Annotated in this window: 8 protein-coding genes; 7 read left to right on the top strand and 1 reads right to left on the bottom strand. The window is 64.9% G+C overall.

Going from position 1 to position 12,687, the window contains the following annotated elements; all coding sequences use genetic code 11:
• The first annotated feature begins 56 nt into the window (after nt 1-56).
• On the top strand, nt 57-1,673 hold the full coding sequence (locus AB7C87_RS00490) for a M20 family metallopeptidase (RefSeq protein WP_369727446.1): 1,617 nt from the start codon (nt 57-59) through the stop codon (nt 1,671-1,673).
• 80 nt (nt 1,674-1,753) lie between these two features.
• Here AB7C87_RS00490 and AB7C87_RS00485 read toward each other — a convergent pair whose 3' ends face one another.
• Nucleotides 1,754-2,875, bottom strand: coding sequence for an amidohydrolase family protein (locus AB7C87_RS00485; protein ID WP_369727445.1), 1,122 nt, complete (start codon nt 2,873-2,875; stop codon nt 1,754-1,756).
• Between the two features lie 157 nt (nt 2,876-3,032).
• Between AB7C87_RS00485 and thyA the strand changes: the two genes are divergently transcribed.
• From thyA to AB7C87_RS00455, 6 genes are all read left to right on the top strand, one after another.
• The gene (thyA, locus tag AB7C87_RS00480; RefSeq protein ID WP_369727444.1) at nt 3,033-4,049 is read left to right on the top strand and encodes a thymidylate synthase; all 1,017 of its coding nucleotides are present in this window, start codon (nt 3,033-3,035) and stop codon (nt 4,047-4,049) included.
• Entirely contained in the window at nt 4,046-4,705 is a 660-nt protein-coding gene (locus AB7C87_RS00475) for a dihydrofolate reductase (RefSeq protein ID WP_369727443.1), read from the top strand. Before thyA ends, AB7C87_RS00475 begins: the two co-directional genes overlap by 4 nt.
• Before the next feature lie 614 nt (nt 4,706-5,319).
• Entirely contained in the window at nt 5,320-8,082 is a 2,763-nt protein-coding gene (gene acnA, locus AB7C87_RS00470) for an aconitate hydratase AcnA (RefSeq protein ID WP_369727442.1), read from the top strand.
• Nucleotides 8,083-8,710: 628 nt separating this feature from the next.
• Nucleotides 8,711-9,217 carry a VOC family protein gene (locus AB7C87_RS00465; protein ID WP_369727441.1) on the top strand — a complete coding sequence of 169 codons (507 nt, stop codon included), beginning with the start codon at nt 8,711-8,713 and terminating at the stop codon, nt 9,215-9,217.
• 434 nt (nt 9,218-9,651) lie between these two features.
• Nucleotides 9,652-11,127, top strand: a complete 1,476-nt coding sequence (locus tag AB7C87_RS00460) for an MATE family efflux transporter (RefSeq protein WP_369727440.1) — start codon at nt 9,652-9,654, stop codon at nt 11,125-11,127.
• Nucleotides 11,128-11,255: 128 nt separating this feature from the next.
• Nucleotides 11,256-12,599 carry a serpin family protein gene (locus AB7C87_RS00455; RefSeq protein ID WP_369727439.1) on the top strand — a complete coding sequence of 448 codons (1,344 nt, stop codon included), beginning with the start codon at nt 11,256-11,258 and terminating at the stop codon, nt 12,597-12,599.
• The last annotated feature ends 88 nt before the right edge of the window (nt 12,600-12,687 follow it).

Raw genomic sequence — 12,687 nt, 5'->3', positions numbered from 1 at the left:
GATCGCGGTATCGAACGAACGACAACCGAACGGACACCACCACAGACGACGACCAGATGACCGACGAACAGGGGCCGACCGAGACGACGAACGGGGCGACGAACGAGAGGAACGCCGACGGAACGGGCGACGAACTCACTGCAGCGGAACGTACGATCGTCGAGTGCGGGCGCGAGTGGATCCGCGAGCACGAGACCGACCTCGAGGAACTGCTCGCCGCCCTCGTCGCCCGGCCGAGCGTGACGGGTGCTGAGGGGACTGCCGACGATCCGGAGACGACCGTCGGCCACCTCCACGAGTTCCTCGCTGAGCGCCTCGAACGGGCCGACCTGACGAGTCAGCGGCTGGCCGACGTCGGGAGCGCGAGCGAGCCGCGGGACAACTGTTATGCCGTCCTCGAAGGGGCGAGCGACGAACTACTCGTCTGTACGAGCCACACCGATACCGTTCCGTCCGGCGATTCGGCCGACTGGCCGAACGACGACCCGTACGAACTCGCGACGGGCGTCGCCACCCGAGTCGAACCGGAGACCGTCGAACTCCGAGTGGGTGACCGGACCGAGACGCGCTCGATCCGCGGGCGGTACGACCGGATTTGGCGGCGTCGAAGCTCGAGCAACGGCAACGCGGACGCGAGCCAACCGGAAGAGCGAGCGGTCCTCGTCGGCCGCGGCGCGTACGACAACAAGGCGTCGATCGTCTGTCTCGTCGGCTCACTTCTGGCACTCGAGGCGGCCCTCGAGGACGACGCCGAACTCGACGGGACGCTCGTCCACGGCCACCTGGTCGGCGAGGAGGTCGCCCAAGAGGGCGCGAAGGCGATGGTCGGCCGCGAGGGCTATCCCGATTGGCTCGGCGATCGGTACCCGGATCCCGAGGGTGCGGCGGTCGTTCTCGAGGGATCGTACGGCTTCGTCCCGGCGATCGGCCACCGTGGGCTGGCGTGGGTCACCCTGCGAGCGGGTGGCGAGTCGACCCACGCCTCCACGCCTCACCTCGGCCGAAATGCCGTCCTCGGGACTGCCGAGGCGCTTGCGGGCGTTCGCGATCGAGCGTTCCTGAACGAACTGGTCGAGCCGTTTCGCGAGGACGAGTTGCTCGGCGATCTCACCGTCGCGGCCGGGACGACGATCGTCGGCGGCGACGTCCGGCGCGTCGAGAACGGCGTCGTCGACCGCGGCGGCGTCAACTCGGTGCCGGACTGGTGTGAGACGACGTTCGACGTCCGCTTCCCGCGCTGGGAGTCGTTTCCCGATGACCTCGAGTCGGTCCGCGAGCACCTCGAGACGACGATCGAGTCACAGGCGGCCGACCGCACGCCCGATCTCGAGTTCGAGGCCGAGATCGACCCTGAGGAGTTCTTCCCGCCGGTCGCCGTCGCGGCCTCGGAGGCCGACTCGCTCGACCACCCGCTCGTCGCGACGGCGATCGACGCCGCACGCGGGACGTTCGGTTACGATCCCGGCGTCACCGTCGCTCCCGGCGTCACCGACGCCGCTTGCATCTACCACGGCACCAGGCTCCCGACGCTCGTCGAGTACGGGCCCGCGGGCGCGTGGTCGCACGAGCCCCTCGAGTTCGTCGAGCGCGAGCAGGTCGTTCGAGGGGCGGAGGCGATGCTCGAGTTCGCGGTGCGACGGCTCGGCGTTTCGAAAGGGAAAACGGATCGCTAGTACCGTCCCAAACGTCGACTGATGAGCGAAATCGGCACCCACCACGTGATTTCGCTCATCAGTTCAGGTTTGGACCGCCACTAGAGGTCATACAGTCGAAGCGCGTTCTCGCGCAACACGTTCTGGGCGGCCGTCTCGGCGTACGATTCGGTGACGATTTCGTCCTCGACCGCCCCTTCGAGCGTCGACGCGAGCGCGTCCCGGAAGCGCCGCGCCGCGAGGACGTACAGTTCGGGGACGGAGAAGCCGTCGCTCCCGTAGAGCAGTTTCGTCGTCGGCGCGAGCTCCATCGCGGTCGAGACCACCCGTTCGGAGCCGTGCTGGGCGAACGGGATCGCCAGCGAGAGGTCGAGGTAGACGTTCGGGTAGGTCGCGGTCACGTACCCCGCCTGGCCGACGTAGGGGTAGGCCCCGTGGAGGAGGACGAACGGCGTCTCGGGATGGGCCTCGATGCACTCCACGAGATGCGTCGAATCGACGTACCGCGGGTGGGCGTCCGGATCGCCAAAGCCCGTGTGAAACTGGATCGGCGCATCGTAGTCGGCGGCAACCTCGCACGCGCGATGGACCACGTAATCCAGCAGTCGCGGGTGCTGGAGGCGGCCGTCCCAGCCCGACCGGGCGTCGGCGAACGCCGCCCGAGCGTCCGCGCGGTCGGCCGTTCCGACGTTCAGCCCGCGCCGGTAGGCGACGATGGTCTTCAGCGCGACGTACTCACCGCAGAGCGCCGACTCCATCCGATCCACGAGGGCGTCCTCGAACGCCCCGAACTCGGCGTGCTCGTCGATCAGCGACTCGGCCAGCGGCTCGAGGCGCAACAACGGGTGGACGTCCGCGTCGGTGTACTCGCGGAACTCGGCGGGCGAGGTGTCCGGAAAGCCGTCGTCCGCGAGGATCATCTCGGTGTTCGTCGAGGCGATACAGTCGCGGGTGTACTCGCGGCGGTCGACCGTGGCACGTCGCTCGAGCAGTTCCCGCTCGAACGCGTCGTCACCGGGGTTGGCGTCGACGTCGAACCGTTCGGCGAGGACGCCAAGCGCCGCCCGATAGTTGAGGGTGTGTCTGGCGTCACGATACTCGAGGTCACCCTCGGTGAACCAGCGTGCGAAGCGCTCGCGGACGTCCGTCTCCGACAGCGGCTCGATGGGGTGGGCGTGGTTGTCGATCAGGGGCGTCGTCTCGATCGTCTCCCGAATCGTCATCGTCGTATGACACCTCTCGCGGGACGGTGTTGGAACTTGCGCCCACGAACGAGCGACGAGCACCACGGCGAGTTCGTTCCACACTATCGGGTCGAGACGCGACCTAAGTCGGATCGAACTCAAACGCATATGTAGGGTCGCTTCGAAAAGGGGGATAATGCGACAGTACCTCGAGCTCGTCGATTCGGCTCTCTCGGAGGGCGCGTACAAGCCGAACCGGACCGGCGTCGACACCATCTCCTCGTTCAGCGAGCACTACGAGGTCGACCTGGGGGAAGGGTATCCCCTGTTGACGACCAAGCGGATGGACGACTACCGGTGGAACTCGATGCTCCACGAAGTCTGTTGGTATCTCTCCGGCGAGGAACACATCCGGGAGTTGCGCGAGGAGACGAAGATCTGGGACGCCTGGGCCGACGACGACGGCCACCTCGACACCGCGTACGGGCGGTTCTGGCGTCGGTACCCGATTCCGGAGGGCGAGGCACGACTCGAGGGGGAGTCCTGGCCCGACGAAGGCCACCAATGGGTGACCGAGGAGGAAGACGGCCGACTCACGTTCGATCAGCTCCAGTACGTCGTCGACACGCTCTCGGATTCGCCGAACTCCCGACGGCTCGTGGTGAACGCCTGGCACCCGGCCAACGCCACCGTCTCGACGCTGCCGCCGTGTCACTACTCGTTCGTCTTCAACGTCCAGGGCGACCGGCTGAACTGCCACCTGACCCAGCGCTCGGGCGACATCGCGCTGGGAATCCCGTTCAATGTCGCGGCCTACGCCCTCCTGACGAAAGTCGTCGCGAACCAGACCGGTTTCGAGCCCGGCACGTTCGCCCACACGGTCGTCGACGCCCACGTCTACTGCGGGCGTGGCGACCGCGGCGAGTGGTACGCCGACAACCTCGAGACACTCCAGTCCCGCCTTTCCGCGGTCGACGACCGCGAGGAGTACCGCGAGGTCCGCGAGTGGCTCGAGTCGGAAGCGCCCGCCGAGGCCGACGGCGAGGACGGCTACGACCACGTGCCGAACTTACTCGAACAGCTCACGCGCGAGCCCAGAGAGCGGCCGACGCTCGAGGTCGGCGACGCCACGATCGACGATCTAGCCTACGACGACGTGGAGTTACACGGCTACGACTCCCACGATCCCCTGAAATTCGCGGTCGCCGAATGAAAGACGACGACTCCGCCCGCGAAACCGCCGACGCGTCGCGCCCGGAGGAGGACCGCCCCTCCCAAGGCGACGCGAGCACCTCGCGCCCGGCACGTGAGCGTGTCGACCCCATACCGGACCTCGAGACGCCGCTGGAACTCGTCGGTATCGTCGCCGTCGCCGACAACGGAATCATCGGCCGCGACGGCGAGATGCCCTGGCACGTTCCCGCCGACCTCGCACATTTCAAGGAGACGACGATGGGTCACCCCGTGATCATGGGCCGGGTCACGTACGAGGGAATTCTCGAGACGCTCGGCGAACCGTTGCCCGGTCGGACGACAGTCGTGTTGACGAACCGGGATCTCGAGGTTCCCGACGGCGCGACGGTCGCGAACGGGCTCGGGGAGGCCCTCACGGTCGCCGAGCGTATCGCCAGGGAGCGCTACGACGCCGACCGAATCTTCGTCGCCGGAGGGGCAACCGTCTACGAAGAACTCCTGTCGGCGCTCGATCGGCTGATCGTGACAGAGATTCACGACGACCCCGACGGCGACACGCGATTTCCCGAGTGGGATCGCGAGGCGTACCAGGAGGTGAGCCGGGACGACCGTGAGGGGTTCGCGTTCGTCGAGTACGTTCGAATCGGCGAATCCGCGGACAGTCGGTCCGACTAGGCGGCGAGTTCGACTCGAGTGGTTCCCGTCATCCTCGAGCCCGTTTTCGAGTCGCCCCGTCTCATACGGTTTGCTGTAACGATTTACCGGTGCGACCGCAGGACGGGTCGCGGTCGCACCGGAAATGTCATACAGCAGATCGTATCAGACCCCCTCCAATCTCCTCTCCCTCGAGTCGAGAAGCTATCGGAGCCACTGCAGGTCTTGCACACCTGATCGCCAGACGAAATGCGCGGTTCGGAGCGAGCGCGGTTCGAAGCGAGCGAGAACCGCGGAACGGCGAACGGGGAACGGACGTGACCCGTGAGCCAAGAAGTCGTTCGAACGACCAGCGGTCGTTCGTGATGACGAAAATATTCGCTTTTCGAACCATGAGCGAGAACCGCGGAATAGCGAGCGGGGAACCCAGTGACCCGTGAGCTCGGCGATCAGTGTGTACATCGTTGCAGTTGTTACGATACCGGCTGAGCGATCGTCTCCGCGTTCCGAACTCGAGGCGATACTCCACGACGGTCGGTCGAGGTCCGAGACCGTGGCCCAACGAATGCGGGGATTATATCGCTCCAATTGCGGAAGTCGGCAGTTTCAAATGCGGCCGATTCAAAGGCGCCATCATGGTAACCGAGGATTTCTCGGATGCGATCCGGGAGTTCGAACACGACGGGGAAACGTATACGATGGCCGATCTGACGGTGCTCGAGGAACAGGGCCTCTGCGATCTGGATTCACTGCCCGTGAGCATTCGTATTCTGCTCGAGTCGGTGTTGCGAAACGCCGACGGCGACGTGATCGACGCCGACGCGGTCCGCGCGGCGGCATCCTGGGAACCCGACGTGCCGGACGCCGAAGTGCCGTTTACGGTCTCGCGAGTCGTCCTCCAGGACCTCACCGGCGTTCCGGCAGTCGTCGACCTGGCGGCGCTTCGCTCGGCCGCAGACCGCAAGGGCGTCGACCCGACGGTCGTCGAACCCGAAGTGCCGTGTGACCTCGTCATCGACCACAGCGTCCAGGTCGACCACTTCGGCTCCGACGACGCCTACGAGAAGAACGTCGAGATCGAGTACGAGCGAAACGAAGAGCGCTACCGCGCGATCAAGTGGGCCCAGCAGGCGTTCGAGGACTTTGAAGTCGTCCCGCCGGGAACCGGGATCGTCCACCAGGTCAACTTAGAGCATCTCGGCCGGGTCGTCCACGACCGCGAGGTCGACGGCGAGCGATGGCTCGTCCCCGACACGCTCGTCGGCACCGACAGCCACACCCCGATGATCGGCGGTATCGGCGTCGTCGGCTGGGGTGTCGGCGGTATCGAGGCCGAAGCGGCACTGCTCGGCCAGCCGATCAACATGTCCCTGCCCGAAGTCGTCGGCGTCCGCCTCTCGGGCGACCTCCCCGAGGGTGCGACGGCGACTGACCTCGTGCTCCACATCACCGAGAAACTGCGCGAAGTCGGCGTCGTCGACAAGTTCGTCGAGTTCTACGGCCCCGGCGTCTCCCAGCTTTCCGTTGCGGATCGGGCGACCATCTCGAACATGGCTCCCGAACAGGGCTCGACGATCAGCATGTTCCCCGTCGACGAGAAGACCCTCGAGTACCTCGAACTCACGGGTCGCGATCCCGAACACATCGACCTCGTTCGCGCGTACCTCGAGGAGCAGGGCCTGTTCGGCGAGCAGGACCCCGAGTTCACGGAGGTCGTCGAGTTCGACCTCGGCGAGGTCGAACCGAGCCTCGCCGGCCACAAGAAACCCCACGCCCGCATCCCGATGGGCGACCTCGACGAGCACTTCCCGAGCCTGCTCGAGGAACAGGGTGTCCTCGGTCCGGGCGGCGAACCCGCCATCGGCGACGGGAGCGGCACCTCCACGGCGGATTCGACCGCCGCAGGTCCCGGCCTCGCGTTAGACGAGAAGGTGCCCGTCGAACTCGAGGACGGCACCGAGGTCGAGATCGGCCACGGCGACGTCCTCGTCAGCGCGATCACGTCCTGTACGAACACGTCGAACCCGTCGGTGATGGTCGGCGCCGGTCTGCTCGCGCGCAACGCCGCCGAAGCCGGACTCGAGGTGCCCGAGTACGTCAAGACGAGCCTCGCACCCGGAAGCCGCGTCGTCACGGAGTACTTAGAGCGCTCGGGCCTGCTCGAGGACCTCGAAGACCTCGGCTACCACGTCGTCGGCTACGGCTGTACGACCTGTATCGGTAACTCCGGACCGCTTCCGGAGCCGATCGAGAAGGCCATCGACGAACACGACCTCTGGACGACGAGCGTCCTCTCGGGCAACCGCAACTTCGAGGCGCGTATCCACCCGAAGATCCAGGCCAACTACCTCGCGTCCCCGCCGCTGGTCGTCGCCTACGGCCTCGCCGGCCGGATGGACATCGACCTCGAGGAAGAGCCGATCGGCACGGACGACGACGGCGAGGAGGTCTACCTCGAGGACGTCTGGCCGGATACCGAAGAGATCCGCGAGACGATCCACGACAGCATCTCCCCCGAGATGTTCGAGGAAAAGTACGCGAGCGTCTACGAGGGCGACGAGCGCTGGGAGTCCCTCGACGCGCCCGACGGCGACGTCTACGACTGGGATTCGGAGTCGACGTACATCCGCGAGCCGCCGTTCTTCCAGGAGTTCCCGCTCGAGGCCCCCGGCGTGGACAACGTCGATGATGCCCGCGCGCTGTTGACCCTCGGCGACACCGTGACCACCGACCACATCAGCCCCGCAGGCCTGTTCGGCGAGGACCTGCCGGCCGGTCAGTGGTTGAAAGAACGCGGCGTCGAACCCCACGAGTTCAACACCTACGGCTCGCGCCGCGGGAACCACGAGGTCATGATGCGCGGGACCTTCGCCAACGTCCGCATCAAGAACGAACTGCTCGACGGGACGGAGGGTGGCTACACGGTCCACCACCCGACCGGCGAGGAGACCTCGGTCTTCGAGGCCTCCGAGCGCTACCGCGAGGACGACACTCCACTGGTTGTCATGGCCGGCGAAGAGCTTGGGACCGGCTCGAGCCGAGACTGGGCCGCAAAGGGGACCGACCTGCTCGGCATCCGTGCGACCATCGGCAAGAGCTACGAGCGCATCTACCGCGACAACCTCATCGGTATGGGCGTTTTACCCCTCCAGTTCGACGACGGCGAGGGCTGGGAGGAACTCGGCCTCGACGGTGACGAATACTTCGAGATTTCCGGCCTCGAGGACGGCCTCGAGCCCAACGCCGTGTTGACCGTGACCGCCGAGAACGAGGATGGCGAGACCGTCGAGTTCGACGTCACCGCACAGGTCGACACGCCGATGGCGGTCGAGTACGTCGAAAACGGCGGCGTCCTTCACCTGGTGCTTCGCCGACTGCTCAACTCGGAACTGAACTGATCGGATTCGAACCGACTCAGTCTGTGGCGACTGATATTTGACGTTCTCACTGTTTTTCCCACTCCAGAGCGGAACACGGCGACCATCGGGTCCGTCGCGAGGGTCACCGTCAGTGGAGATCGGACGCCCTGCGTTGGCGCCCGCGCTGTCCGCGGGCAGTCCGCCGACTCGAAGTCGTGGTTGTTCGAAACGTTGGGCTCTATAGTATCAACTGATACGGATTGTTGTCGCGTGTTACCGGTGATCGCTGACCCCGTCCGAGCGACCACCGGCAACGACGACAACGGTCCGTATGAAACGATGTACACACCGATCGCCGATCCGTCTGGCGATCGGATGTGCATTGTTTTTCAGTGGCTACGATAGCGGACCGTGAATCGCTCGATCACGGATCTTGCGGACTGAACGGGCGAGCAGTGTTCGACGAACCCAGTGACGTACGTACTGGCCCACGGATGCGCCCAAAGCGCGCAACGAGAGCGCGATTCGAGTCGACGGCCGAAAAATTCGGGTCGACGTCCGGGAACCGCGGCAAAGCGAACGGCAGAGGTGGGCGAGTCGCGGGAGTCGAACGGCGTCCGGGCTTTCCAAGTAGCTTTATCGGCCTGGTTCCCGAACCAGCGGGTCGATGATCGATGTATCCGACCTCGACGTGGAACTGCCCGAACTCAGCCAGATCGGGATCGTCGTCGAGGACTTAGCGGACGGAATGGATCGGTTCGGAGCGATGCTCGGCGTCGAACCCTGGCACGTCTACCGGTTCGAGCCGCCCGAACTCGCCGAAGCGACGTATCGCGGCGAGGAGACCCACCAGTCGTGGCGACTCGCGCTCGCGAGCGTCGGCGACGTCGACCTCGAGTTGATCGAACCCCTCGAGGGTGAGAACACCTACACCGCACACCTCGAGGAACACGGCGAGGGGATCCACCACGTCGCGTGCTACGCGTTCGAGGATCCACGGGTCGTCGTCGAGCGCTACGAGGACGCCGGCATCCCGGTGCTTCAGAGCGGCGTCTACCAGGGCGGCCCTTTCTGGTACCTCGACACCCGCGAGGAGATGAACGGCGTCGTCCTCGAGGTGGTCGACCTCCCCGAGGACGGGCCGGAGTCCGATCGGACCTACGCTCCCGACTGAAGCAGGTTACGCGCCGATCTCGCGGCGCTCGTGCGATCGGACGTCCGCTGGCGTAGGTGGCCACCTACACTCCTACTGCGTGATCAAGCGACTGGCCTCGAGCGGACTCGCAACCACACGACGCCGCGGGTGTTGCCGTCGATGCCGGTGCCCGACCACGATGTGTTCGACCCTGTGTTGGGTCCGCCGAGCCGTCGAACGTATCGTACGCGGAAAATTCGACGGCCTCCGACAGCCTCCCGTTGCACGTCACGGTATCACGCCTCAGAGCGGGCAGTTCTGATAGCTAATTCCGATAGTGATATACTACGATTGAAGAAAGAATAAACGACGCAGACGACAGCACACAATATAGTTCAATATAGTATGGTTTTAACAGGGGATTTTGGCGTCGATTTTCGGGTAACTCGAGACGGTAGGTAATCGGTTACTGTATGGGAGATAGAACCGCTGGACGGCAACAAAAATCATCGGTACCGAATCCGGTTCGATTGGCCGTGCTGTGGATCGGGTTGGCGTTATCTCGGGTCGGATTAATCGACCGGGAGAGAGCGATCAAGGCGACGAACCTCGCCTGGCCCCGGATGGTGACCGGCCTCGCTCGAATGTCGAAGGATGCGGTGGACATCGCGATGGTTGGCGTCGCCGTCGGGACCTCCGCCGTTGCTGGTGTCGGACTCGCGGGGCCGTTCTGGGGGGTGATTTTCGCAGTCGGAACCGGTGTCGCGGGAGGAACGATCGCCTTGGTTTCCCAGCGCTTTGGCGCCGATGCATACGACGAACTGGGAACCGCCGTGCGCTCGAGTGCGATACTCGTTTTGGCGGTTAGTCTCCCGTTCGTCTGGTTCTTTTGGAGTTACCCCCATCTGCTCATCTCGCTTCTGACCTCGAACGAACGAGTGATTTCTCACGGGGCGGAGTATCTTCGTATCGTCGCGTTCGGGACGCCATTTCTCGCGTTGAACCTGGTGGGAAGCCGTGTGTTGATGGGGTGTGACGACTCGTACACGGCGATGCAGATTCGCGTGACTGGCGCGATGGTGAATATCGTCTTGAATACGATATTCATCTTCGGCATCGGACTCGGGGTGACCGGGGCGGCGCTCGGAACAACCGTTTCGAACGTCGCCGTCGCCGCCGCATTTGCGATCGGTCTCGTCCGGGGGAGCCTTCCGTGGATCGGCGCGTTCCCCGTGACGATCGATCCAACCGGACGGTATCTGGACCCGGACGTGCTAGCCGATCTCGTGACGATCGGCACGCCGATCGGGTTGCGCAGTCTCGTCTGGGCCGCCTTCGAGTTCCCGATGCTCGGTATCCTCGACATGTACGGGGAAAATACGGTCGCCGCATACGTGATCGCCCGGCGGATCTGGGGTCTGATGAACGCACCCGGGTGGGGGTTCGGGTTGGCGGCCTCCAGTCTGGTGGGCCAAGCGCTGGGACGAAACGACGAAACGGTCGCGGAGGACTACGGCCGGGATATCGTCCTGTTTTCGACGGTCACCTACGCGGTGTTTGCAGTTGTCGTCGCGATCTTCGTTCACGATATCGTCACGTTGTTCTCCGACGATCCGGCGAGTGGCGAGATTCCGATCGCCGTCAACCTGGTGTATGCGGCTTGTGTCGCGATGCTTTTCCAGTCCGTCGCGAGCGCGACGGCGGGGCCGCTCGAGGCCAGCGGAGATACGACGATTCCCTTCGTGAGCCAGTTTACGGGGATGTTTTGTGTTGCCGTTCCGGTGGCGTACCTGGGCGCAGTTTCGGAATTGGGGTACTGGGGACTGTACCTCGCATTCCTTGGAGAGGCCGCGATACCCGCCGTTCTCAACTACTGGCGGTTCCGGTCCGGCGTCTGGAAGTCGATTAGTGAGGCCTACCGGCCCGACGCCGGACCGGCCGACGATTGAGTAGGCTCGTTGTAATGGTGTACCGGTGTAACCACAGACGGGGCGCGGGATACCGGAACCGATTTTCAGCGACGGTCGCCCGTTCGAACCCATTCATTTATACCTGTAACTTCCCTTACTCGACAATCGTGACGCTCTCACGCCGACACGCCCTTGCCCTCCTCGGCGTCGGCGTCGGTGGCGGCGGCCTCCTCTGGCACACCCGCGCCGGCCCCGAGGGAGACCTCGGTCCCGAGACGAGACCCGCGGCAACCGACGTACACCTCGAGGAACTGATTCGCGGTAATACCGAGTTCGCGACCGCGATGCTCCGGCAGTTCGCGAACGGCGAACCGAACGCGAACGTCGTCTTCTCGCCGGTGAGCATCGCCGCAGCACTCGCGATGGCTCGAGCGGGCGCTCGCGAGGAGACGGCCAGTCAGCTGACCGAGACGCTCGAGTTCCCACCCGAAGACGACCTCCACCCCGCCGTCGGTGCGCTCCAGTACGATCTGAACGAACGGGCCGAGGACGCCGCCACCCCTGGGGTCGTCGACCGACTCCGTGGCGGACACGAGTTCGATCTCACCGTCGCTAACGCGTTGTGGGGACAGGACGGCTACCCCTATCGCGAGGAGTTTCTGGAGACCCTCGAGTCGAACTATGGAACCGGCCTCCGCGAACTCGACTTCGTCGACGATCGCAACGCCGCTCGAGGTGAGGTAAACGAGTGGGTCGACGAGGCGACCGACGGCCGGATCGACGAACTCCTTCCACCCGGCTCGGTGACCGAGACGACGCGGCTCGTGGTGACAAACGCAGTCGCACTCTTCGCAGATTGGGCGGAGGCGTTCGATCCCGACGACACCCACGAACGGACGTTCACAGCGCTGGACGGCTCGACCGAGGAGGTTCAGATGATGAGTCAGACCGACGACTTTCCGTACGCCTACGGTGAGGACTACCGGGCGCTCGAACTCCCGTACGTCGGCGAGGAGGTGAGCATGGTGGTCGTCGTTCCCCGGCCGTCCGAGGCCGATCCCGACGCTGAGAGGACCGGCGAGGCCTTCGAGACGTTCGAGGCCGACCTCGACGCCGATCGGATCGCCGAGATTTTCGACGCGCTCGAAAAGCGAGAGGCCATGATCCAGCTCCCCCAGTTCGAGTTCGACGTCGAGTTCGAACTCGCGGAGGTCCTCGGTGAACTCGGGATGTCCGATCCGTTCGATCCGGAGGCGGCAAACTTCGAAGGTGTCGCGCCGACGGACGCCGGGGCGGACGACCTCTACCTCTTCGACGTCTACCACGAGGCGTACGTCTCGGTCGACGAGGAGGGAACCGAAGCGGTCGCCGCGACGGGATTCTCCGGTGGACTGGGATCCGGTCCGCCGACGGTGACCGCCGACCGGCCGTTCCTGTTTTTCGTCCGGGATCGGCCAACGGACGCCGTGTTGTTCCTCGGGCGGGTCGTCGACGCGGCGAGCGCACAGTAGAACCCGATCGGGCGCTTCCTCGGAAACGTTATTTCGGTTCCCAGGAGTTTACTCGGCCGATACCAACGTTGTTGGCCGACAGTCTTTA

Origin of the sequence: Natrarchaeobius versutus (assembly GCF_041205745.1) — an archaeon.
GTDB classification, from domain to species: Archaea; Halobacteriota; Halobacteria; order Halobacteriales; family Natrialbaceae; genus Natrarchaeobius; species Natrarchaeobius versutus.
The sequence above is the reverse complement of the archived record's forward strand: the minus strand, read 5'-3'. Positions and strand labels throughout refer to the sequence as shown.